This window comes from Peribacillus sp. FSL H8-0477 (assembly GCF_038002765.1).
Lineage (GTDB): Bacteria > Bacillota > Bacilli > Bacillales > DSM-1321 > Peribacillus.
In genome coordinates this window covers 218031-240595 of the sequence record NZ_JBBODE010000001.1, presented here as the reverse complement: position 1 = coordinate 240595, position 22565 = coordinate 218031, and the positions used below count along the sequence as shown (strand labels likewise).

The window sequence follows — 22565 nt, the reverse complement described above, 5'->3', positions numbered from 1 at the left end:
GGGATGATTCGGCCTAAACTGACATACGTTCCGCCCAAAACCAAAATGATTCGTCCCATATTGACATTTATTCGGCCCAAACTGATGATCATTCGGCCCTTAGCTAAAAAAAGCAGGTTCCCATTAAATAATGGGAGCCTGTTTTTTGATTACCAAGATTTTCTTCATCTGCGGGTAAGTAAGAAGCCGCACCATACACCGAGTACATTGAGGAGTAAATCATCAATGTCCAAGCTGCCTCTTTTGGTAATAAATTGCATTAGTTCAATAAGAGTAATCGTGCAGGTCGAGATGAGAAGGACCTGTTTGATCGTGGGTGCTTGTTTCCAATAGCCGTAGTAGAGACCAAAGGGGATGAATAAGCAGATATTGGCTGCTAGGTTATAAAAGGCGATCAGAACATCAACGTTTCCGGAAAGATAAAAAAGAATCGTATCGAATGGAACAAGATTTATAGTGTGGTAGTTTTGATTTTTCGGTCTGAAAAATAATAGAACCAGCAGACAGCATGTATAAAGAATGGCCGTGATATGTAAAACTTGGACGGGTAGGATGACTTTTACTTGCCTCCACCAGCAGGTCACACCTACGACAAAAAGAGTGAGGATAAACCAGACGACAACGATCACAAGCGGATGCAGGTAGTTGATTAATTTTAACCATACAGGTAACAGGACGAGAAAGAGCAGTTGGGCATAGATAATACTTCGTTTCATAACTTCACCAAGATTCTGTTCATTTAGTAGCTGTCAGTATAACAAGCAGGATGAAAAATATCAATTGAATGAATGATATAAATGGAATAATTTGCTCTTAATGCGATAATCTGTGATACGATTAGAGAGTAAAAAAGAATGATAGAGATTGTAGTGATTTTTCACAATTTGGGAGGAATTTTTATGTCGAATAATGTGTATGTTATTACCGGTGGTTCAGGTGGTATGGGAAAAGCAACAGCGGAATTAGTAGGGAAATACGGTACCGTTTTACTTGCTGATATTTCAGAGGAACGCTTAGCACAAACTAAAGAGGAATTAGCTGGTAAAGGGATTACGGATGTACATTACCAGACAGTTGATATTACTTCAAAAGAGAATGTTGCCGCTTTAGCTGCAAAGGCTGCGGAATTAGGTAGATTAAAAGGGTTAATACACACTGCTGGACTTTCTCCAACGATGGCGGGCTCTCGCCGTATTACTGAGGTTAACCTAGTTGGCACAGGGATTGTATTAGATGCATTTTACGAACAAGCTGAACAAGGTACTTCAGTAGTCATTGTTTCTTCAATGAGCGGTTATATGGTACCTCGTCAAGGGCCATATATCGAAGTATTAAAAAAACCATTAGCAGAAAATGCTGTTGACGCGATGGAGCAATTTGCACAAGGGAACCCAGGGGCTGCCTACTCAATGTCTAAATTAGGTGTTCAATTAATCGCAGAAGATCAGGCTTGGCATTGGGGACAAAAAGGAGCTCGTATCAACTCATTATCACCGGGAACCATTAACACACCGATGGGACGTCAAGAAGCTGATCAGCAAAAAGAAATGGCGCAATTACTTGCTATTACACCATTAAAACGTGAAGGTGAGCCATCGGAAATCGCAACAGCTGTTGAATTTTTATTAAGTGATGCAGCATCGTACATTACAGGAATTGATTTACGTGTAGATGGCGGAACAATCCCAAATGTCGCGAAAGTTAAAGTTAGCCAAGCATAATTGTGAAAATACTGCTGTCTATAAGTTTATAGACAGCAGTAACTATATTGAAAACAGAAAAATTCAGAAGTGTTCTGAACCTTTTCATCTTTTTCCTCACCTTCCTCATTTTTCAATAAAGAATGGTGGTTAACTAATGACTATATTAATTGATGGATTGCAAAAAAGAGATGCTGAAGATTTGCTTGAATTTGAACTAAAAAACAGAAATTTCTTTGAAGATATGGTCCCCTCTCGTGGCAATGAGTATTACAATCCAGATGTTTTCAACAAGAACCTAACAGCTTTACTTGATGAACAGTTTCAAGGGTTATCACAATTTTATTTGATTAAAGATAATAAACAAATTTTAGGAAGAATTAATTTAGTAGATTTTGATGAATATCGAAAAGGTTGTCATCTTGGTTATAGAATTGGACAAGAACATACCAAAAAAGGCATTGCTAGTAAAGCTTTAGCAGTGCTTTTAGAATCTCTCACTGATACAAACATTGAAGTCATTAAAGCGAAAACGACTACCAATAATATCGCTTCTCAAAAGGTTTTGGAAAAGAACGGATTTGAGAAGATGGAGGGAACACGCGATGAGCAAGTAGAAAAAAATACTTATAAAGTAAACTTTATCTTCTATAAATGGGTTAAAGGTAATCACTCATAGGCTGATGGAAAGTAATCGGATGTCAATTAAAGAATGTGAACTAACGGAGGATATGTTTAATGAATATTCGTATTTTAAAAGATTCTGATGCTCATATCTACCAGGAATTGCGATTGAATGCATTGAAAATGAACCCAGAAGCTTTTGGTTCAACCTATGAGAGAGAGGCGGAATTTTCAGTAGAAATGGTAATGGAGCGCATAAAGCCGACTAAGGACAAATACATTGTTGGTGCGTTTGATCATAATGGTTCATTAGTTGGAATGGTTGCATTTATACGGGAAAACGATCTTAAAAACAGACATAAAGGGAATGTTTTTGGCATGTACATAGCGCCCCACAGTCGAGGACATGGTTTAGGAAAAGCATTAATGAAGGAACTGATAAGCAAGGCGAAGAATTGTGATGGACTGGAACAAATTAACTTAACTGTTGTATCCGATAATGACAACGCAAAGAAACTATATAAGTCTTTGGGATTTGAAATCTATGGGACTGAACGTAATGCCTTAAAGGATCAGGGGCACTATTTTGATGAAGATTTGATGGTTCTTTCCTTTTGAGAGAGGAAAATAGCCTGCTACACTACATGCGGCAAGGCTCCTCCTATGAAAAATAAAAAAGGAATGAGTGCTAGTATAAGAATGAAGACAACTAGAGTAGATAGTAAAATTTCTATTCGAGTAATCGATTTTACCTTATATAATCTGTAAAGAATGACGATATTAATCGGGATGTTTAAGAAGAGAGCTGTTCCAAGACCAGGAGCGTATGTTTTCATAGAAATAGCAGCAATAAGATGCGGGAAAAAGGCGTTAAAAATCATCGAGCCTAAAAATCCAATAAATACTCTTTTCGTTAATTTGGATTTAGGAAAACGTACATATAGAAAAGAAACTAAGTAGGCAGCACTGCAAAATGAAATTCACTTGATGTGACAGGCTTCTGAAATTAGGAACTATTCTGAGTCCATTTAGGGAGCCATAGGGCTTCTTCTACATTATGCAGGGTAAGTGCTAAACAAAAGAATAGCGCATAATTCCTTCTGCCTTTCATACTGTAAGTTGATACACACGAGACTGATCGCCCCATGGATGATACCCTGTACCAATATAGTCAAATCCGTATTTTTCATATAAACCGATATGATCGGTACAGAGGTATAAATGGCTGAAACCGCCTTTTTTTGCGTCCGTTTTGGCTTTATCTATTAAAATAGAACTATACGCATTTCCTCTGTATTCTTCTTCAATGTAAATCGCACATACCCATGGATATAGATCCATACGGCTGATGAAATCATTGGTAATAAGACCAGCACAACCTATGACTGTCGTTTCATCCATTAATAAATACCATTGCGGCAAGGGATTAGGACTGGAAATACAATGAATTATACAGTCTTCATAGACCATCATACTTTGCTCACTGGCCCATTTATTTTGGAAAAAGCTAATTGCTTGATTCATATATTCGGGGTTTTCTTTTACCGAAATTAGTTTCATTCCTCTCACACCTCTCAGACTAAGTAATTAGACTCTTTGTCTAAAAGTCCTTCATTTAATTAGAAGTTTCCTTATTTCTAAACGTCCTATATAATGGAAAAAATAACGTTTAGATATTATTAAGGGGTGGGCAGTTGTTGAAGCGGATGACGTGGTACAGTTTTGGATTATTAGTAGTGTTGTTGACAGGAGCATGTACGAATAAAGAAGAAAGTAAGGTAAATGGAATCGAATTTAAAGCTAACGATTCGGAGTTCGAGATCTTGGAAACGAACGATCTTTTTATCAATTACCTTGAGCAAGTTGATACGACGGAAGATGCAAAAGAATTATATGATAAAGAAATCATCCAGCCAATCTATGATTCTTGTTTTAAAGATGGTGAAAACATACATATGGTTGAAGATTTTCTGACGCATCCTCCTGATGATTTAATGCTGTTAAAATCGAATGTTGATGCCTATGATTCTACTAGAATGTTTAAGAATATTAAACAATCCTTAACTAAATCTTCAGAGTATTTACAGGGTGATAAAAAAACGACCGTTTGTATTCTTCCTACAATAAATAAAGAAGATCCGGATGGATTTAATGTTGGATCGGGTAAGAATCTAATTTATACCCATTTGTTTGACTCTGATCAAGGGATCCAAACGATTATTGCTCATGAATATCATCATAGTGTGTGGACAGAGAAGTTTTCGAGTTCATTTAGCGGTACCGTGTTAGATAACCTCGTCTTTGAGGGAAAAGCTACATTGTTTGAAGAAATAGTAATGGGTACTGTCTCAGTAGATTGGTCATATAACAAGGCACTTTGGGGAACTATTGAAGGAGATTTATTTAAAAAAGATCTTGATCGAACACTCGATATTCTCAACGGAAATGATGAAATTCCATATCGATACGGCTACAGCGAGGGGTACAAAATAGTTAAATCATATTTAGAAGAATACCCGGATACAAGTATTGAGGAATGGACAAAATTAGACGCGATGACGATTTTTGAAAAAGGAAAGTATGTAGAGAAATTTTATCAATAAAGGAGAATATCGTGATTCTTCAAAATAGAGTTCATGGCAAGTATACCATTAGATCTGCCCAGGAATCAGATGCGGAGAGTTTGTCCGAGTTACGAGTAAAAATTGATGGAGAAACTGAAAATTTGGATAGAGAAAAAGGCGAAGCATTTATTGGTATATTGGGATTTAAAGAAATCATAAAGAACGACAGTGAGAGTTTTAGAAACTTATTCTTAGTTGCGGTCATACATAATCAGATTGTCGGGTTTTCTAGATGTGAAGGAAGTGTTTTGAAAAGATTCTCACATAAAATAGAATTTGGCGTTTGTGTAGTAAAAGAATTTTGGAGTTATGGCATTGGAAAAAATCTGTTAACTGAATCTATATCATGGGCAGACGCCAACGGTATAAAAAAAATAACCCTGAATGTGTTAGAAAGTAATGAAAGAGCGATTACCCTTTATAAAAAGCACGGTTTTGAAATCGAAGGTGTATTAAAGAAAGATAAACTCCTCTCTGACGGGGACTACTATAACACAGTTATGATGGGAAGATGGAATGAATAGACAATAAGAGCTAGTCTTCGTTCAAAAGTTACTATGATGAATATGTATAAAAATGTTATAATACCCTAAAAAGAGGTGATTGTTTAGATGGACGGAACCTTCTTTTTTCTTTTATTCATGTTTATGCTTCCTTTCTTACTGGTTATAGGTATGGCAAGCTTCATCCGTTTTGCACAAGAAAGGATGTACTCGTGATCGAGCATAGAAAAAAGAGCAGTTGATCCGTCAGGAGAAGTATCTGCCAAATAGGTTCGATGGCGGCAAGGTATAAGAAGGTGAAAAGGGAATTGAAAAGGCTCGTATACAACCATAGATTAAGCGAGGTTGTCGGAAAGAAGTGATTAAGGACAGTTGCTGATCAGTGTTTTGTATGCGATTACAAAGTAGATTGTAGTTATAAGAAAGTATTTGTCTGGGTGGGAAAATATCAATCTGCTGAAAAGCTTGCCCATATGAAAGCTGAGGGTGAAGAGTCTGGTACGTGCTTACCTAGGCAACTTCTAAAACGAATGAAATACATAACTGAAATGGGAGTGTTTGATTATGATAGAAAGAATGGATACGGTTTGTTTAAAAGTGCATGATGTGGCAGCTTCAAGTCTTTGGTACCAAGAAATTCTAGGATTTAAAGAGTCTGATAAAGGTGATGGCTATCGCGTGTTAAGTATTGGTGACAGCGGGACAGCCCTAACCATTGAAGAGGGAGACGAAGGAACGTTGCCTGGAAATCATGCGTATCCGATCTTTTTTACGAAAGACATTGAACAAACACGTACAAAATTAATGGAACAATCCATTAAGGTTAGTCAACTAAAAAAAGAAGGTCGAAACACTTTTTTTGATGTCTACGATATAGATAATAATAAATTACAGGTTTGTTACTGGGAGTAATGGTGATCTTGGATAGCAGGATAAACGAACTGCGTGCTGACTGTGAGAACTGTTTTGGATTATGTTGTGTGGCATTGCCCTTTGCTGCCTCGGCAGATTTCCCTATCGATAAAGAAAAGGGAAGGCCATGTCCCAAGCTGTAATCTAATTTTCGTTGCGCTATTCATAAAAGCCTTCGTAAAGGCGGTTTCAAAGGTTGTACAGTCTTCGAATTTTTTGGTGCAGGTCAAAAGGTTTCCCAAGGCACATTTGGAGGAGTTCACTGGAACGAAGCAAAAGAAACCGCCACTAAGATGTTTGACGTATTACCTATTATGCATCAGCTTCATGAAATGCTTTGGTATCTAAAGGAAGCGCTGACATTTAGGGAGTCACGCCTAATTCACAGTGATCTTCACAAACTGTTTATTGAGACGGAACAATTGACGAATCAAAGTGCTGATTTTCTTTTAGCCTTAGACATACCAGCACACCGGGCAAGGGTGAACCCGCTGCTATTATAGACCAGTGATTTTGTGCGAACTGCGCAAGTTTCGAAAAAGAGAAAAAAGCGGCTGAATCATCGAGGAGTTGATTTAATGGGTGCCAAACTAAGGGGAGCTGACCTTAGAACAGCCGATTTCAGGGGAGCTTACTTAATTGCTGCTGACCTTCGGGATACAGACTTGAGAAAGGCAGATTTTATTGGAGCCGATTTCCGTGACGCTGATATCAGAGGAGCTGATCTAACTGGAAGCATCTTTCTTACTCAAGTCCAGGTGAATGCAGCAAGGGGTGACGCCGCTACGAAACTGCCAAACTTGGTTTCTCACCCAAGTCACTGGTCGAAGAATAAGAAGAGTGATTGGTAACTTGAGGGTTGGTTCTAGCAAAATAGATCCAGCCTTTTTCGCTTGTTTTAGTCTCCTAGGTCTAATTTTTTATTACTATTTCTCCCTCACCTTTAGGTCTTTGAAATCCAGTCAGGTAGGTAGTTAAAATTTCTTCTGTAATAGGGAATGCATTGGCATCATCCCGTTTGTTTCGTATCTTAAGCCGTTCACGCAAATCATCAGGATGTACATCTAAATAGATCAGTTTCCAGTTACCGCCTGACTCTTCAATAAGTTGTTTATAGTCGTCCCTTCTTTCACGGTCCCAAAAACTGTAGTCAATTACCACGTGTTGTTTATTGTGAATGAGCTGTATTAAATAACTGCGCAATTTTCTTTCTGCAACTTTCTTGTATTCTTCTATTTTTTCAATAGGAAAGTCGACTCCATAACGACCATTAGTAGCGCATATTTCTTCATCAATAGAAAGGCGTACAAATCCTTTTTTTTCTAATTGTTGGGAGAAGGTCGTTTTCCCAGATCCAGCCACACCACACATCATAATCACTAGAGAGCTTAGGTCATTTCGGTCCCGATAAATGCAGTCAAAGTTAAATGTATCAAACATCTGGATATGACCCCCAATTTTAAAAAATAGCCACTCCCAATTAAGGACCAGTCCCGCAAGATATCGTAAATAGGTCCTTGCCGCTCTCCTTTGCATAGCATAATTGTGCCGTACTGCCTGTTTCATTATCCCAATCATTCCAAAAAACATCATATAGTACTCCGTATTCGGGATCCTTAAAATCTGTTTTTTTTATTACTGCGAAAAAACTTTGATAAGGATGACCAGCTTGTTGGATATAGTTTCTGACAGCACTTTTTGGAGAATGATCATCATGCACGATAGGAGCTAAGAGTGGGGCGGAAATAATAAAGATAAATAAGAGCATACCCATAATGAAAATACTAGTCCGTTTCCGCATATGTGAACCGCCTGTCTTTAATAGTTACACCCTTAAAATTTAAAAGGCAGGGTTAGGGCTTCATTCCTAACCCTGCCTTGATCGTATAGAGCAATTTAAAATGTTAAGAAATTGGTGACTGACTAGCGATTAATGCGGCGATTTTTTCATTTATATTGCCTCGCATCAGCCCGCCGTGATAGCACACAACCGTCTCGATATCAAATGGTGTAAACTTCTCAAGTGATTGAAGAGCCTGATCCATGTTTACCGTAGAATATGGTGAAGAGGGCTGCAGTTCGCCATTATGGATGACTAACGCATCACTTGCTATTAGTGTCTTGCTAGCATGATGATAGAGACTAACATGTCCTGGTGTGTGACCTGGTGTATGAATAACCGTCAGCCCGCCCCCCATTGGAAGGGTCATTCCATCCGTCAATAGTTGTTTGACGTTAGGGTTGGAAGGTCGTAGAAAAGTATTTTCGTATTTCTTTCGTACGTCATCTGATACTGAGGCTAATTCGGCAGCTAAATTCTCAGACGGAAACTTTAAAAGGTCAGCCTTCCCATCAATGGTATCCCGATCGTCCGCGTGAGCATAGACCTCGAATGGGGCTTCTCCTGAATCATCTAAGAATCCTGGAAACCCGCCAATATGATCAATGTCCTGATGTGTCAGTATAATTGCCCGAAGCGGTTTCTTAGAAATTCCGGCTTTTTCAACATAGGAAAGAATGTCTGTTGCTAAGCCAGGCATGCCCGTATCAATTAATGTCCAATCGTTCTTATCATTGATAATTACTGGGTGGATCATCATGGAGCGTCCACCAAGCTTCATTTCTAATTCCAGCATGTCTAATCCATCACTAATGAGCATATCATTGCCGAGCCGACACAAAAACCGACCTCGGCGCACCTCCCTTTTAGGAATATTTTAACATATTCAACTAGCGGAGCATATTAATACTACTTTTACCTGTATGAGGTCAAAACGAAAACTCCCGCTCTTCACATGAAGAAGAGCGGGAGTGGTGACCTTATATAATCGTTTCTAAATCGATACTGGAGCGTTTTTGGAGGCTATCGGAAAACAAGCTATATGCAGCTAATTTCTTTTTGTACTGTTTAACAACATCGATGCGGTCATTGTAAATGAAGACATGTAACCGAATCGCTTTTTTTCCTTGTTTTGTGTCAAAGACGAATGAAGTTTCACTACCTTCTGGATGCAAAAATAAGTGCTCATTTCCAGGAAATATATGTTTTTTCTTTAGAAATTTCGCTTCGTTAAAATGATTGATCACTTGAAGTTTTTCTTCACCTTCCAAGGATTTCCCATCCATTGTTAAGCTGGTATCCGCATGATTAATTTCAAAATGAAGGTCAAATTTCTTCAAAATCCAATTGACTGCATCAGTTGGAAGACAGGAAACTAGTAGTTTAATGATACTAGCTATAATGGTTAAAACAATCGCTGTTGTTGACATCTATTTTCATCTCCATAGCATGTTGAAATTATATTATTATAACTTAATAATAGTACGTGAAAGCATGTAAAAGCGCAACAGCTTTCACCAGTTTTCTCTTTTTTTTAGATGAAGACAGAACTGGAACTCATTCATTTGCTAAAAAGAATGACTTGTTTTTTGGAAAAGGTGGGGTTAGAGAGGCGGGTGTTCTTCTTATGAAGGGTAATGCGTTAAATGATCTGCCTTCCAGAGTTTTTACGTGGCATTATCGCATGTGTTATGACAACAAGATAAATTCCCATGCGAATAAACGTAAAATCCTGATTTTTCCTGCTCAAGGATTTGGAGTATGGCCATTCTGATCTTTAAAATCGAAGGTGCTCATATCATCGTAATCAGCGATTTCTTCTGTATCCACTTTGTGTTCTACAAGGATTTGTGTATCTCATCTATGTTAGTTGTACAGATGTTAAAAGGGTAGTGTTTGGAGGGTGTAACATCTGTAAATTTTACCAGTGTTTAGGAGGTTTCTCCTGCAGTGAATGCTGCGTACCCATTACGATTCCATCTCAAAGTTAATCCTAATACTTCTTTATACCAGTTAATGGAGTAGTCTAAATAATTCACTTCTAAAAATACTGTATCAATTCTATATATTCTATTTGAAAGAATAGAGCATTGCTACAAAATATGTAGGAAGACTCTTTTTTATCTTGAAGATTATTAAACCAATGTGCAGACAAAAATACTTTTAAAATAATCCTTGATTTATAGAAAAAATTTTTGATATAGTAAAAAACAGACCGGTTGGTATGGTGGAGGTGTACTACGGGAATGAATGTGCTAATAAGCATCGCGACCACTGTTTTAAAAGAAGAAAGTAAGAACTAGTAAGCAATGAATTTTAAAAAATGACAGCTGGTGAACGGATGCTTTGTTTACCAAAAAAAATTCGCAGAGTGTATCAAAATAGGTGAAGGAGTTTTAATGTAATGACTAAACAGATCAAAACTGGTCCAATTATGATGGCCCTTTTAGTAGCTGGCTTTGTTGGACTTTTTAGTGAAACAGCTATAAATATTGCGTTAGGAGACTTAAGTCAAATATTCAGTGTAGGTACAACCACCATTCAGTGGTTAGCTACGGGGTACTTTTTAACGTTAGCGATTCTAATTCCGGTAACGGGAATCTTGATGCAGAAATTTACTACTCGTCAAATGTTTTTGTCGTCGATTATACTGACCCTTTTCGGGACTATACTAGCTGCAGCTGCACCTTCTTTTGGTGTGCTGTTAGCCGGACGTATTTTACAAGCAGCAGGATTAGCGATTAACTTGCCGCTGACTCAAAATGTTATTTTCACCATCTTCCCGCCTAATAAACGTGGTGCGGCTATGGGGATTATGGGGCTAGTTATGCTTGCTGGACCAGCACTTGGACCCACTATTGCAGGCCTTATTTTAGATACATTATCGTGGAATTGGATTTTCTGGGTTCAAGTACCTTTCTTATTATTTTCTATGATTGCGGGAATGATCTATCTGCCGAATGTGAATGAAATACGTAAAGTTTCCATTGATCTATTGTCGGTTATCCTTTCAACGGTCGGGTTTGGTGGAATTGTTTACGGATTCAGTGTATCCGGTGAAGTCGGCTGGACAAGTACAACAGTTCTTGGAGCAATCATAATCGGTATTCTTGCCATTATTTTATTCTGTCTTCGTCAAGTAAAAATGGAAACACCAATGCTGAATTTACGACCCTTTAAATACCCATTGTTCATTATTGGCGTATGTATGAGTTTTATTACGTTCTTTAATATGTTGTCAATGCTGGTGATTTTACCTATGTATATGCAAGTGGCTTTAGTGATTATGGCCTTTACAACAGGTCTCGTTCTCCTGCCAGGCAGCTTACTTAATTGCATATTAGCACCGGTCATTGGGAAATTATTCGACAAATATGGTCCCAAAGCCGTCATTACGCCTGGAACTATTTTAGTCGTCATAAGTTATGGGATTTATTCCACATTTGGTACAGAAACAGCTGTATGGATGGTGGTGGTTACTCATCTAGTTATGATGTTAGGTATAGGGGCAGTGCTTGCCGCTACACAAACGAACACGCTGAACTCTCTGCCAAAACAGTATTACCCAGATGGAATCGCAATTACACAAACAATTCAACAAGTTGCAGGCGCAATTGGTATTGCTGTAATGGTTTCTCTACTAGCTTCGAAACAAAACAGTTACTTAGCGAATGTTGCTGATCATCTGCCTGAAGCAACAGCATCAGGATCATCATTCGTGTTTAAACTTGGATTAGGATTAGCAATTATAAACTTTATCTTATCTTTATTTATGAAAAAGCCACATGATGTAAAACTAAAATCGTAAGGTAAAGAGGGGGATATACTAAATGGCAAATCATTATAAAAGTATTGTAGTAGCAGTAGACGGCTCAAAAGAAGCGGAATATGCATTTCGTAAATCAATCGATGTAGCTAAACGAAATAAAGGATCACAATTAAATCTAATGAACGTGATTGATACTGGATCTTTTTCCGCTTACGACCCATCCATGGTTGAACATGCACAACAGAGATCAGAGGCATTTTTAAATGATTATAAGGCACAAGCTGAGGCAGAGGGGCTTGAACAGGTAAGGGTCATTCTCGAATATGGTTCCCCAAAAAACATCATTACGAAAGAGCTTTCCAATAGTGCAGAGGCAGATTTAATTATCTGTGGAGCGACAGGTTTAAATGCTGTTGAACGATTCTTGATCGGTTCTGTATCCGAGGCAATCGTCCGTTCAGCTAAATGTGATGTTTTAGTGATCCGAACACCTGAGTAAGATAATGTTTTTAAAATTGAGATGGCGAATGCTGTCTCTTTTTTTTAGAGGTCTCTAGGGTCATAATTAATTCTTATCAAATTGTATAATTAACCAATATTATACTTATTAAAAATGAAGTTATAAGATGAACAAAGAGGGGGGATTAAATCATGATTATTGGATTACATCACGCGCAAGTAACCATTCCAAAAGGTGCTGAAGATGAGGGGAAAACCTTTTATTGCGACATTCTTGGTTTACCTGAGAAAGAAAAGCCAGAGTCACTAAAGGGGCGAGGTGGATTTTGGTTAAAAGTTGGAGATAGAGAAGTACATATCGGAACAGAAGAAGGCTTTGACCGTTTCCAAACAAAAGCTCATTTAGCTTATCAAGTTGAGGAGCTATCGTATTGGAGAAAGCTGTTAGAACGAAATGAAATTCAGATCATTGAGGGAGTACCGATACCAGGTTTTGAACGGTTTGAATTTAGAGATCCATTTGGAAACAGGGTAGAGATGATACAACAACTATAAAAAAATGAAGAGCATAGGGAAATCCCTATGCTCTTGCTTAGTTATTATTTACTTGCTGCAGCTGCAAATTCTTCTTTTTTAGCTTGACTAGCATGCATTTTGACCATTGCAAAACGTGCGATTGGCTGAATGATTAAGGTCTCAGCTAGAAGAACGATTAAGAAGTTTCTAGGCCAAGTCGCCAACCAGTCACTGATGGTATGTGAGCTAAATCCACCGTTTCCTATGATCCCGCCAATAAGAGTCATGAAAAATGACATTCCGAATACAGTGAAGACGATACGGAATAAAATCTTTGCGTTAAAGCTATCAGTTGGTGCTGTAAATTTTGCTACCATTTTTTCTGCAATGCGACCGACAAGAAGTGGTTCAATAATCATGGCAATAATCCACATAATCGGCAATATTTTAATAATCATTAATGCAGCTTCGCCATTAAATTCTCCAACGGCTAGTACGATACTCAATGTTGACATAAAGGTTGCAGTAAGGAAACAAATGATTCCTCCGTATATTGCGCCTTCCTTGCCGTTTCTTGGTAATCTTGCTTCTTGTTCCATATTCTTTTTTCTTCCTTCCAAAAATGTATTTCAAATGTTATCGCTACTTGATCTAGCGTTCTAAAAGCAGTTACATTACAAATTGAACCTATATAATGTGGATTGACTAATAGTCCAACAAATCCAGCTAGTAAAAAAGAAAAATTTGTTTACAGGTTTTTAGAAAACCTTCAACAAATTAGGTAAACTTTTAGAAATTATAGTAAGTGGTTCACTTGTTTTTTTCGTTAAACAAAGCATAATTCCACCTTCAATTGATGCGGTTAACATGAGAGAAATAGACTCAGCTGTTTCTGTTGAAAAACCATCTGATTCTAACTTGCTTGAATAAATGTCTTGAATCTTGGTGAAGGTAAGTGCACAGGCATTTCGAACAGGTTCACTTAATGAGCCCATTTCACTGACGATGCTGCTAAATGTATAACCAGTAATCGTCCCATCACGATCAAATTGCCTTGCTAATTTCTCAATCATAGCTTGGGTAGCTGTTTGGGTAGAAGGATGATTATGGAAAATCTCTTCCATATCCGATGTAATGGTTGCATTTAATGATTGAAGACAAGCGATGAGTAATTCTTCTTTTCCATTTGGAAAATGGTGATACAATGAACCTTTTGAAATGGAACAGGTTTTTAAAATTTCGGTTAATCCTACCCCTAAATATCCCTTTTGTTGAAAAAGAGTGATTGAGGTATTAATGATCAATTCTTTTGTATCCATTCCGTTGTTCAACTCCTCTGTACCAACCAGTCTGTTTTCAACTATACCAAAATAATGATTTATAAGTCAACATTTTTTTGAATTTCAGATTAGTTAGTGAATTGCTTGTTTAACTTGACTACTACATTTATTCATATTCTATTTTTAAAAGGAAACTCGGGTTGTTCGTCCATATATATGGAATAAGTTGTTCCACCGTTTTTCATATCTGTACATACGTCCTCACTACATAAATACACCATTTACTCTGATGTGGAATTATTGGATTTTGTAGCATTTATAAATGATTTTGATGTATCCATTACTATGTTCTTAATGGACAGACAAGCAAATGAAGTATTTAACGAGGAGATAGATTCTACTCTTCTTGCAGGAAGTCTGAGTATGATTGAAAATGTTACATACACACACCTTTTTGGTAATCAAACAAATGACTTTTGGAATTTCTATGAACAAAATGAAGAAGAACTAAGTGCTGTAGAAAAACAAGCGTTTGCCATATGGGTAACAGATTGTTGGGAAAAAGTAGATGGTCAAGCACTTTCATTACCAGCCTATTTTTCTCTTCAAGATGATTATGAATCCTTTGATCTAAAGAAAGAGCAGTGGATTACAGATGATGAGAAGTGGTCAATTGAATGACTGTGTTCGTAAATATAACATAAGTGATTAAAAAACTCGCAATAGAAATTTGCGAGTTTTCTTATTTACAAAGATCCACTATAGTACTTTTTAGTTTAAGTGAATTTCTTCATAATCAAAGGTTTTGGAATTATAACAGCATTGCACGACTTCTCATAGAATTCAATAGGACCAGCTTCACCAATAATCACATATTCATAATCATTATTCTTCATTTCGTTTAGGCAATAATGAAGAAGTGCGTGCCCGATTCCCTGTGTTCTTCTAGAAATAGAGGTACCCATAGGACCGAATAACCCTTTTTTGTTCCTTACTACATCAAAGCAAGCAAAGCCAAGAATTTCACCGTCGTTTTCTGCAAGATAAATCGGTATTTTTTCTTTTGATATCCCGTTTTCAAGAGATTTTATCCACCCATCGCCATATTCTTTATGTACGAAGTTTTTCAATGGTACCAAGTCTGTACTTTCTGCCCTTCTTACAAGGAATCCCCTATTCATTATTTCTGGCGGTGAGTATTCTTTTAAAGGGACGATTAAATCTCTAGGATAAGATACAATTTCCAATATTCGTTTTACATCTAATCCCCTTGTAAATGAAGTAGTCAGGGGGTCATTTAAGTCAAATATTACATTTATAATTAGCCCTTCATTTAAATAAACCTGTTTAAAGCGATCCATCTTTCTTTTTGCGCTCTCTAAAACCTGTTTCGTTGAATGGGAGATAACAGTTGTAAATGGTGAAAACCTCATCCTTTCTTCTTGAATACCTAAATCCTTTTTATTAATTTGGTCATAGAGCGCTTCATAGAGTGTAGGATAATTGATAAACAACTCTGCACATACCCCTGTCCTTTCCAATAAAGCCCCAATTAACAAATGAATAGGAAGTACAATTTTAGTTGTTTGTTCAGAAACTTTCTCTGCATTATTTATAATTCTTAAGGAACGCTCGGTATATCTCAAAAAACATTCCTCCCTTTTAACATAGGATTTCTAAAATTTGGTTTGCTTGTTAACAGTCTATTGAGTTCATTCACGAGAATTCTCTTATGAAGGACGTATTCCTATAATCTACCTATTTTGATATACTTGCTTTATTATCCATAAATAGGTATTAAAGGATATAACGTCATCGATTTAATGTAAGGGCGGGTGGAAACATGGCTCACATTTTTAAAAGACAATATGAACGAGCTGGAAGATGGGTTACTGGACGTGAAACATTGAATGGGGTTGAGTATTTATATTGGTATTCTGTTCAAGTAGGAGGAATGCCAAAAAGCATTTAGAGTATTGGGGAGAATGTATGGATTCCTCTAATCCTTCTGTAGATTTAACGACTCAAGTAGTGATGATCCCTAAATATATAAAAAACTGCATGGTTTAGTTTTCATAAAAATCAAAGGAGAGCCTATGAAATTACTAGCAGGGACAATATCATTATCAGTATCTTTTATGTTATTTATCTATTTATAGGGCTTACAGGCCACTATCTCTTCGAAATATTCACCGGGATTATATAGTTATCCTGTCCTTTTACTGATACTCTCCCTAACATGTTTTGGGAGAATCCTGTATCAATACAATCAATCATTAAAGAAAGACTTGAATGCATAGAGTCCTTTAGTTCGCATGGGTTTAATAATCGAATAGGCGTAAATACAATAGGATTTCCTTTTCATTAAGCGGTTTAAACTTATATTTACGGATTTGGTTTTCAATTCTCTTTTTATCATGATCTTTATTACTGAATCGATTTGCTAATTGAATCAGTAATTCTGCCCAAACCGTTACCAAACCCGCAGAACCTAATTCTAGACCTAAAGTTTCAGTATCGGAAAGCTGTGATTTCGCTAATTTGTCCATCTCTTTTTTATATTCGCCTTTAACTAGAATATAGGGTTCCTTGTTATTGAATGCTAAAAGCAAATCATCTGCATTAAACGCTTCAAAGTATGCATTTTCTTTCTCTAACGCTAATAATTCATCAAGAACGGTTCCTGCATTTTTCTTTACAGTTTTAGCGATCGCTTGAATGGTTATGACAGAATAACTGCTGACGTTTTTTTTATTTACACTTGATAACATCTGCTGACTTAACCCCGTTTGTTTGAAAACGTCATAACGTTTTTTATCGTTCTTTTGTAAGTAAATATCTAATAAACTCATGAAAAGATCGCCTCCACAATAATCAATATTTTTTTACTTAATTATAGTTTACTATAAATGTAAAAAAATACAAATTTATTCTAGTTTTCGGAAATTTAACTTGGAGCTGAAAATCTGATTTCTATTGCTTCATTGAAAGGAACGGTTGTAGGGCAAAGATTTGCAAATTAAATAAAATTAACTGAATCGTTTGATTTATACGGATTTCTCATGAATAACAGGAAGTTTATTTTTATATAAAGGGGAATTTGAGATGGAAATAAGAAAATACAGCCCTGATGATGAATCTGGATGGGTGCGGTGTAGAGTATTGTCGTTCTTAAATACAGCTTACTTCGATAATGTATTGAGAGAAAAAGAAAAGTATCTGAATCCTGCCATTGAATTGGTCGCAATAGAAGATGGTATCGTAGTCGGGTTAATCGATGTCGAATATGAAACGGAGGAAAGAACGGTTTGTTCTAGAGGAACGGGTCTTGGGGGGATGATTTGGCATATTGCTGTTCATCCAGATTATCAGCGGAAAGGAATTGGTTCTCAACTTTTACTCCAAGCAGTGGCAGCAGCCAAGGAAATAGGGCTTAATCGGTTTGAAGCTTGGACGAGGGACGACCAGTGGGTCAGAAACTGGTATGTTCACTCAGGATTTAAACAAGTGGATTCTTACTTGCATGTTTATATAGAAGATAATGAATTAGAAGGAGCATTGAAAAGTGAAATACCAAAGTTAAAACCTATTCAGTCCTTTGCACATTATGTCGGTGAAGATCGGGAAAAGGTAATGACTAAATTTAAAAGAGTACACGAATGTGTTTGTTATGAGAAGCAATGGAAGAGCTAAAGAATTTAAGTTGTTTTCCAGCTGCCTACTTTTAATGAATTTATTATGCATCGATTAGTCTGGTCTTACTTGAATGGAGGGGAAATTTTGTCAATTGGATTTGTTGCTTTGGGAGTGATAGTAACACTCATTATAGTTTGTATGGTTTATGCAATCTGTCGTGAAAAACCGATTAAAGAGAAGCTTATTATTTGGGGACTTACGATGATGATAGTTCTAGCTCCTGTTTTATCGTGGCCTATTGGGATTCTTTTTGGTATATCACAAGGGGATGGATTTGCAGGTGCGGCTCTTATGATCATCATGTTTATCTGTCTATTTTTATTTGGGCTTATTCTGCTCCTCGCAGGGGTTTTTAGAAAAAAGAGTCATGATATCGGGTCATAAGAGGGGGGATGGATAACTTGCAGTTTAGAAAATTTGAAAAAAAAGACTTTGGTTCTTACTTTCAATTAGTTTCTAATGAAATGGTGATGGCTCAGATTACAGAACGCGCTATCCCTTTAGATGAGGCGAAAGTTAATTATCAGAGAATCATAGACCGAAACGCTGAAGCCGACATGTTTGGTACATACAAAATAGTAGAAAATGAAACATTTGTTGGACTTGGGCATTTAACAAGTAAAACCAGCGGTGAAGCTGAAATTGGTTATATGATTCTGCCCGAATATTGGGGGAAGGGATATGGGACTGTGATTGCCTGTCATTTAATTAAGTTAGCCACTTTAACAAATACTCGGATAGTGAAAGCAATCATTGATCCTAGGAATAGTGCGTCTAGAAAAATCTTATTGAACCAAGGGTTTTCATCTGAAAAGGTTTGTGAAATGGACGGGTTACCAGCTGAAATATTTCACAAAGCATTGTAAGTAAAACGAGGTGTTTAAATTGTTACCGATATCTATCGACGAAATTCCGGATGAAATAAAAAACTATCTTTCTACCATTCATTCAATTAGGTTTCCTACACAAGGATATACTTCAGATGTAGGAATAATTGAAAGCAACAAAGGATGTTTTGCATTAAAAAGGGCAAAAGGAGAACAATTTACGAGATGGTTACACAGAGAACGAATGGTTCTAAACGGTTTGGCTCAAACATCACTGCCTATTCCAACCGTGATCCTATTCATTGAACTAACAGCACAGAAAGAATCTTGGTTACTGATTGACTTTTTAGAGGGAGAAACGCTCAGAATGGCTTTATCCAAGGAGAAAAATAAAGAGAAACGGGAAGAAATGATTTTTAACTTTGGTAAGCTTTTGTATCAGATTCATGCCACGCCTTGTCCAGAAGAACTAAAATATGAAAAATCCTGGTTAGAAGAAATGTTAATCCAAGCAGCATTTAATTTGGAATATTACCAGGTAGACGGAACACAGGATATACTTAAATACATAAAGACTACGATACCACCTGACGTTAAACCAACGCTTATACACGGAGATTTTACGATTGATAATGTCTTAGTCTGTAATGGAATGGTGACAGGCGTTATCGATTGGAGCGGCGGTGCTCATGGAGATCCAAGATATGATCTATCTTTAGCCATTCGTCCTAAGCCAAACGCTTTTGAAAGTGAAAGAGATAAACAGATTTTTTTTGAGGGTTACCGAGGGAAAATGATTGATCATGATGTCTATGATTATTTTGTAAATGGGTTATATGAATTTTTTTAATGCGTAAGACTCGCGATTTTTTTAAAAGCGAACTAACTTTTGTGTGTGGGTATGGTAAAATTAGGTATTAAATGAATGGTGGTGAGACATTGGAAAAGATGCTGGATTGGGCAAAGAGACTGCAAGCAATTGCACAGAATGGGTTGGCTTATTCAAAGGATGTTTATGATAAGGAACGGTTTGAAGCGATTCGAAAAATTAGTATGGAAATGATGTCTGAACAAAGTGGTGTTGACATGGAGCAAATAAAAGATCTATTTGCTAACGAGACAGGATATGCTACACCAAAAGTTGATATCAGAGCCATTGTTTTTCAAAATCAAAAATTACTAATGGTGAGAGAAAAACACGATGGAAAATGGTCATTACCCGGCGGCTGGGCAGACATTGGATTGAGTCCAAAAGAAGTAGCCGTTAAAGAAGTAAAGGAAGAAACAGGATTTGATGTTAAAGCTCTCAAGTTGTTAGGGGTACTTGATAAAAAGTGCCATCCGCATCCACCATCCGCTTCTCATATTTATAAACTGTTTATTCAATGTGAAATTATTGGCGGTCAACCCACTGTTGGTGTCGAGACAGATGCTGTAGCCTTTTTCCCTGAGCATTTATTGCCGCCGTTATCAACGCCTAGGAATACGAAATCACAAATTGAAATGGTTTTTACGTATTTAAAAAATCCGAATGAACCGATTTATTTGGATTAAACCTAGTTTACTAGAAAAGGGAGTATACGATGCAGATTAGATTAGCTGAAATAAGGGATATTGATCAATTAATCCAAATGAGATGGGACTTTACTCTTGAAGACTTTGAAATCAATACATTTAAGAGAAACGATTACCAATCATTTGTCGTGGAATGCCGACAATTCTTAGAAAGTGCAATCAGCAGTAACAACTGGTTTATTTGGGTCGCTGAGGAAGAAGAAAAAATTGTCTCACATATCTATTTAGAATTGATACATAAAGTGCCACGGCCGGGCAGGATCACACATCCGTTTGTTTATATGACGAATGTGTATACAAGTAAAGACGCCAGAAACAAGGGGATCGGGAGTAAGTTAATCACGACGATCAATGAATGGGTGAAAAAAGAACACTATGAATTTATTATCGTTTGGCCTAGTGAAGAAAGCACTGGTTATTATCAGAAAAATGGATATATTCAGTGTAAAGAGCCAATGGAGTTCTTTCCCGAACTAATATGAACATCCAAAAACTTGCATTTGTCATTTTATTGTTCATTAGTTTTGCCATATGTGCGTTTCCAAGTACTAGTTATGCTTGTAAATGTGTTGAGCCGAAATCTCCGACAGAAGAACTAGAAGAAAGTTCAGCGGTTTTCTCTGGAAAAGTCATTGACCAATTAGAAAAAGGCCGAACACAATTTATTCTTTTTGAAGTAAAAGAATCATGGAAAGGATTTAACGAGTCACAAGTTATCGTCGAAACAGTAGATAGTTCTTCTAGCTGTGGTTATGAATTTGAGGATGGCAAAGAATATATGGTTTATACGAATGAAACAGATGGTCATCTTGAGGTTTCGTTATGCTCTCGGACTGACCTTTTATCAGCAGCAAGTGAGGATATAGATGAACTGGGAAAAGGGGAAGAACCGTCCGAGCAGGTGACACTTGATTTGAGTGAAGAGGGGCAACCTCCTGTTTGGATCATGCTTAGTTTATTAATCATTGCATTTGGATTGGCAGTATTTTACGGGATAAAACGGGTGAAGAAGGGGAGTAAGTGACTATTTCGATCAGGGACTTATATCAGGACATTCTGATTCAGACAGCTGGACAAGAGACGGTTTTGATTGCCATTGATGGAGGCGGAGGGGCTGGAAAAAGCACGTTAGCACAGAAATTAAAAGAAGTAGATGCAGAAAACGTGTCCATTATTCATATGGATGATTTCTATAAACCTTCCGAGCAGAGAAAACATGTCTCGGAGAGTGAGATTGGCGGCAATTGGGATTGTGAACGAGTTAAGGCGCAAGTACTAGTCCCGTTAAGCACCAATCAACCTACAATTTATCAGCGCTACGACTGGGTTGAGGATAAACTAGCAGAATTTCATGATGTCCCTAGTGGTCATGTCGTGATTGTCGAAGGATGTTATTCCTTACTGTTTTCCTTACGGCCTTTTTATCAATTCAAAATATGGGTTCAGAGTCCGAGAGAAGTTAGATTGTCTAGAGGAATTGACCGCGATGGGGAAGAACAGCGGCACTTATGGGAAAATCTATGGATGCCTGCAGAGGAACGGTATATAAAAGCCCAAAATCCAATGGAAGCAGCCAATCTGATTATTGATGGTACGGGGAAAACCAGTGTAATAGAAAATTATGAGGTTACTGTTTTAAAAAAGAATGATGATGCACTAGATGTCTAAATACATAAGCACTTTTTCTTTTTATGTTTCTTGTACTATTTGGCGGTGGAGATGCTTTTGAAATAGGCGTTCAAGCATGGGGGTTCGTATTCGTAGTGTGCTGTCCTTTCTTATTTCTCAACTGTATTACGTAATTGATTTAGTTAAGAAGAAGTGGAGGTAAGCTGATGTTTGAAATGACCATTCAATTACGTGTGACAGATTTTGAGCAAGGTCAAAAATGGTATGAAACGTTATTAAATAGAAGACCTGACTTTATGCCGCATGAAGGGTTTGCCGAATGGGAAGTGATTCCTGGCTGTTGGCTTCAAGTTGCGGAAGGAATTCCTTCAGAAGGAAGCGGGCCGGTGCGGTTAGCCGTAAACAATTTGGAAGCGGAACAAGAACGAATAATGAAGGAACTGAATGTAGATCATTTCGAAATATACGCTCGTGACGAAGTGCCCGTTAGGTGGGGAACGTTTTCTGATCCATGGGGCAACCAACTTGGCTTCTTTGAATACGTGGATAAGAATGAAGAAAATGAAGTGATTCAGAAGGTGTGGGGGAACCAATCGGCTTTTTAAGGGGTG

Annotated in this window: 31 protein-coding genes and 3 pseudogenes; 22 read left to right on the top strand and 12 right to left on the bottom strand. The window is 37.2% G+C overall.

Annotated elements, in window-relative coordinates; translation table 11 throughout:
* Window positions 1-164 precede the first annotated feature (164 nt).
* Complete coding sequence (locus MHI18_RS01305; protein ID WP_340845595.1) at window positions 165-716, bottom strand: VanZ family protein; 552 nt, start codon at window positions 714-716, stop codon at window positions 165-167.
* Window positions 717-899: 183 nt separating this feature from the next.
* On the opposite strand from MHI18_RS01305, the gene MHI18_RS01300 reads away from it, so the two are divergent.
* From MHI18_RS01300 to MHI18_RS01290, 3 genes are all read left to right on the top strand, one after another.
* The gene (locus MHI18_RS01300) at window positions 900-1721 is read left to right on the top strand and encodes an SDR family oxidoreductase (RefSeq protein ID WP_340845594.1); all 822 of its coding nucleotides are present in this window, start codon (window positions 900-902) and stop codon (window positions 1719-1721) included.
* A 136-nt stretch (window positions 1722-1857) separates the two neighbouring features.
* A complete protein-coding gene (locus MHI18_RS01295) occupies window positions 1858-2379 on the top strand; it encodes a GNAT family N-acetyltransferase (protein ID WP_340845593.1) in 522 nt (173 codons plus the stop codon).
* Between the two features lie 59 nt (window positions 2380-2438).
* Entirely contained in the window at window positions 2439-2942 is a 504-nt protein-coding gene (locus MHI18_RS01290) for a GNAT family N-acetyltransferase (RefSeq protein WP_340845592.1), read from the top strand.
* Between the two features lie 17 nt (window positions 2943-2959).
* Here MHI18_RS01290 and MHI18_RS01285 read toward each other — a convergent pair.
* Together MHI18_RS01285 and MHI18_RS01280 are read right to left on the bottom strand one after the other, a co-directional pair.
* A pseudogene (locus MHI18_RS01285) lies at window positions 2960-3435 on the bottom strand (HXXEE domain-containing protein).
* On the bottom strand, window positions 3432-3884 hold the full coding sequence (locus MHI18_RS01280) for a GNAT family N-acetyltransferase (protein WP_340845591.1): 453 nt from the start codon (window positions 3882-3884) through the stop codon (window positions 3432-3434). Before MHI18_RS01280 ends, MHI18_RS01285 begins: the two are co-directional and overlap by 4 nt.
* Before the next feature lie 146 nt (window positions 3885-4030).
* On the opposite strand from MHI18_RS01280, the gene MHI18_RS01275 reads away from it, so the two are divergent.
* From MHI18_RS01275 to MHI18_RS01260, 4 genes and pseudogenes are all read left to right on the top strand, one after another.
* Window positions 4031-4927 carry a DUF2268 domain-containing putative Zn-dependent protease gene (locus tag MHI18_RS01275; protein ID WP_340847540.1) on the top strand — a complete coding sequence of 299 codons (897 nt, stop codon included), beginning with the start codon at window positions 4031-4033 and terminating at the stop codon, window positions 4925-4927.
* Between the two features lie 11 nt (window positions 4928-4938).
* The gene (locus MHI18_RS01270; RefSeq protein WP_340845590.1) at window positions 4939-5472 is read left to right on the top strand and encodes a GNAT family N-acetyltransferase; all 534 of its coding nucleotides are present in this window, start codon (window positions 4939-4941) and stop codon (window positions 5470-5472) included.
* 543 nt (window positions 5473-6015) lie between these two features.
* Complete coding sequence (locus MHI18_RS01265) at window positions 6016-6363, top strand: VOC family protein (protein WP_340845589.1); 348 nt, start codon at window positions 6016-6018, stop codon at window positions 6361-6363.
* Between the two features lie 161 nt (window positions 6364-6524).
* Window positions 6525-7214 (top strand): annotated as a pseudogene (locus MHI18_RS01260) (pentapeptide repeat-containing protein).
* A gap of 61 nt (window positions 7215-7275) precedes the next feature.
* On the opposite strand, the gene MHI18_RS01255 reads toward MHI18_RS01260, so the two are convergent.
* The 4 genes from MHI18_RS01255 to MHI18_RS01240 all read right to left on the bottom strand — a co-directional run bounded on the left by MHI18_RS01255 (window position 7276) and on the right by MHI18_RS01240 (window position 9633).
* Window positions 7276-7803 (bottom strand): AAA family ATPase, encoded by a 528-nt coding sequence (locus MHI18_RS01255; RefSeq protein ID WP_340845588.1) that lies wholly within the window; start codon window positions 7801-7803, stop codon window positions 7276-7278.
* A gap of 40 nt (window positions 7804-7843) precedes the next feature.
* Entirely contained in the window at window positions 7844-8164 is a 321-nt protein-coding gene (locus tag MHI18_RS01250) for a hypothetical protein (protein ID WP_340845587.1), read from the bottom strand.
* Between the two features lie 103 nt (window positions 8165-8267).
* Entirely contained in the window at window positions 8268-9023 is a 756-nt protein-coding gene (locus tag MHI18_RS01245; RefSeq protein ID WP_340845585.1) for an MBL fold metallo-hydrolase, read from the bottom strand.
* 160 nt (window positions 9024-9183) lie between these two features.
* Entirely contained in the window at window positions 9184-9633 is a 450-nt protein-coding gene (locus tag MHI18_RS01240) for a YfmQ family protein (RefSeq protein WP_340845584.1), read from the bottom strand.
* A 56-nt stretch (window positions 9634-9689) separates the two neighbouring features.
* On the opposite strand from MHI18_RS01240, the gene MHI18_RS01235 reads away from it, so the two are divergent.
* On the top strand, window positions 9690-9977 hold the full coding sequence (locus tag MHI18_RS01235) for a hypothetical protein (protein ID WP_340845583.1): 288 nt from the start codon (window positions 9690-9692) through the stop codon (window positions 9975-9977).
* Window positions 9978-10134: 157 nt separating this feature from the next.
* Here the strand turns inward: MHI18_RS01235 and MHI18_RS22095 are convergent, their stop codons facing one another.
* The gene (locus MHI18_RS22095; protein WP_445669974.1) at window positions 10135-10263 is read right to left on the bottom strand and encodes a VOC family protein; all 129 of its coding nucleotides are present in this window, start codon (window positions 10261-10263) and stop codon (window positions 10135-10137) included.
* A gap of 344 nt (window positions 10264-10607) precedes the next feature.
* Between MHI18_RS22095 and MHI18_RS01230 the strand changes: the two genes are divergently transcribed.
* The 3 genes from MHI18_RS01230 to MHI18_RS01220 all read left to right on the top strand — a co-directional run bounded on the left by MHI18_RS01230 (window position 10608) and on the right by MHI18_RS01220 (window position 12986).
* On the top strand, window positions 10608-12011 hold the full coding sequence (locus MHI18_RS01230) for a DHA2 family efflux MFS transporter permease subunit (protein ID WP_340845582.1): 1404 nt from the start codon (window positions 10608-10610) through the stop codon (window positions 12009-12011).
* Between the two features lie 22 nt (window positions 12012-12033).
* On the top strand, window positions 12034-12471 hold the full coding sequence (locus MHI18_RS01225; RefSeq protein ID WP_340845581.1) for a universal stress protein: 438 nt from the start codon (window positions 12034-12036) through the stop codon (window positions 12469-12471).
* A 152-nt stretch (window positions 12472-12623) separates the two neighbouring features.
* Window positions 12624-12986, top strand: coding sequence for a VOC family protein (locus MHI18_RS01220; RefSeq protein WP_340845580.1), 363 nt, complete (start codon window positions 12624-12626; stop codon window positions 12984-12986).
* A 44-nt stretch (window positions 12987-13030) separates the two neighbouring features.
* Here the strand turns inward: MHI18_RS01220 and MHI18_RS01215 are convergent, their stop codons facing one another.
* Together MHI18_RS01215 and MHI18_RS01210 are read right to left on the bottom strand one after the other, a co-directional pair.
* Window positions 13031-13546, bottom strand: a complete 516-nt coding sequence (locus tag MHI18_RS01215; protein ID WP_340845579.1) for a DUF2798 domain-containing protein — start codon at window positions 13544-13546, stop codon at window positions 13031-13033.
* A gap of 159 nt (window positions 13547-13705) precedes the next feature.
* On the bottom strand, window positions 13706-14266 hold the full coding sequence (locus MHI18_RS01210; protein WP_340845578.1) for a TetR/AcrR family transcriptional regulator: 561 nt from the start codon (window positions 14264-14266) through the stop codon (window positions 13706-13708).
* A 261-nt stretch (window positions 14267-14527) separates the two neighbouring features.
* Here MHI18_RS01210 and MHI18_RS01205 point away from each other — a divergent pair, with 261 nt between their 5' ends.
* A complete protein-coding gene (locus tag MHI18_RS01205) occupies window positions 14528-14908 on the top strand; it encodes a hypothetical protein (protein ID WP_340845577.1) in 381 nt (126 codons plus the stop codon).
* A 95-nt stretch (window positions 14909-15003) separates the two neighbouring features.
* Here the strand turns inward: MHI18_RS01205 and MHI18_RS01200 are convergent, their stop codons facing one another.
* The gene (locus MHI18_RS01200) at window positions 15004-15786 is read right to left on the bottom strand and encodes a GNAT family N-acetyltransferase (protein WP_340845576.1); all 783 of its coding nucleotides are present in this window, start codon (window positions 15784-15786) and stop codon (window positions 15004-15006) included.
* A gap of 276 nt (window positions 15787-16062) precedes the next feature.
* On the opposite strand from MHI18_RS01200, the pseudogene MHI18_RS01195 reads away from it, so the two are divergent.
* Window positions 16063-16297 (top strand): annotated as a pseudogene (locus MHI18_RS01195) (DUF6176 family protein).
* Window positions 16298-16548: 251 nt separating this feature from the next.
* Here MHI18_RS01195 and MHI18_RS01190 read toward each other — a convergent pair.
* Window positions 16549-17079 carry a hypothetical protein gene (locus tag MHI18_RS01190; protein ID WP_340845575.1) on the bottom strand — a complete coding sequence of 177 codons (531 nt, stop codon included), beginning with the start codon at window positions 17077-17079 and terminating at the stop codon, window positions 16549-16551.
* A 253-nt stretch (window positions 17080-17332) separates the two neighbouring features.
* Here MHI18_RS01190 and MHI18_RS01185 point away from each other — a divergent pair, with 253 nt between their 5' ends.
* The 9 genes from MHI18_RS01185 to MHI18_RS01145 all read left to right on the top strand — a co-directional run bounded on the left by MHI18_RS01185 (window position 17333) and on the right by MHI18_RS01145 (window position 22559).
* Window positions 17333-17920: a GNAT family N-acetyltransferase gene (locus MHI18_RS01185; protein ID WP_340845574.1), complete on the top strand. Its 588-nt coding sequence runs from the start codon at window positions 17333-17335 to the stop codon at window positions 17918-17920.
* Window positions 17921-18007: 87 nt separating this feature from the next.
* Window positions 18008-18307, top strand: a complete 300-nt coding sequence (locus MHI18_RS01180; RefSeq protein WP_340845573.1) for a hypothetical protein — start codon at window positions 18008-18010, stop codon at window positions 18305-18307.
* An 8-nt stretch (window positions 18308-18315) separates the two neighbouring features.
* Window positions 18316-18789, top strand: a complete 474-nt coding sequence (locus tag MHI18_RS01175) for a GNAT family N-acetyltransferase (RefSeq protein ID WP_340845572.1) — start codon at window positions 18316-18318, stop codon at window positions 18787-18789.
* A 19-nt stretch (window positions 18790-18808) separates the two neighbouring features.
* A complete protein-coding gene (locus MHI18_RS01170; RefSeq protein ID WP_340845571.1) occupies window positions 18809-19600 on the top strand; it encodes a phosphotransferase family protein in 792 nt (263 codons plus the stop codon).
* Between the two features lie 98 nt (window positions 19601-19698).
* Window positions 19699-20304 (top strand): NUDIX hydrolase, encoded by a 606-nt coding sequence (locus MHI18_RS01165; RefSeq protein ID WP_445669973.1) that lies wholly within the window; start codon window positions 19699-19701, stop codon window positions 20302-20304.
* 29 nt (window positions 20305-20333) lie between these two features.
* On the top strand, window positions 20334-20807 hold the full coding sequence (locus MHI18_RS01160) for a GNAT family N-acetyltransferase (protein WP_340845569.1): 474 nt from the start codon (window positions 20334-20336) through the stop codon (window positions 20805-20807).
* On the top strand, window positions 20804-21349 hold the full coding sequence (locus MHI18_RS01155; RefSeq protein ID WP_340845568.1) for a hypothetical protein: 546 nt from the start codon (window positions 20804-20806) through the stop codon (window positions 21347-21349). Before MHI18_RS01160 ends, MHI18_RS01155 begins: the two co-directional genes overlap by 4 nt.
* The gene (locus MHI18_RS01150; RefSeq protein WP_340845567.1) at window positions 21346-21993 is read left to right on the top strand and encodes a uridine kinase family protein; all 648 of its coding nucleotides are present in this window, start codon (window positions 21346-21348) and stop codon (window positions 21991-21993) included. The genes MHI18_RS01155 and MHI18_RS01150 overlap by 4 nt, the downstream gene beginning before the upstream one ends.
* 164 nt (window positions 21994-22157) lie before the next feature.
* Window positions 22158-22559: a VOC family protein gene (locus MHI18_RS01145; RefSeq protein ID WP_340847539.1), complete on the top strand. Its 402-nt coding sequence runs from the start codon at window positions 22158-22160 to the stop codon at window positions 22557-22559.
* The last annotated feature ends 6 nt before the right edge of the window (window positions 22560-22565 follow it).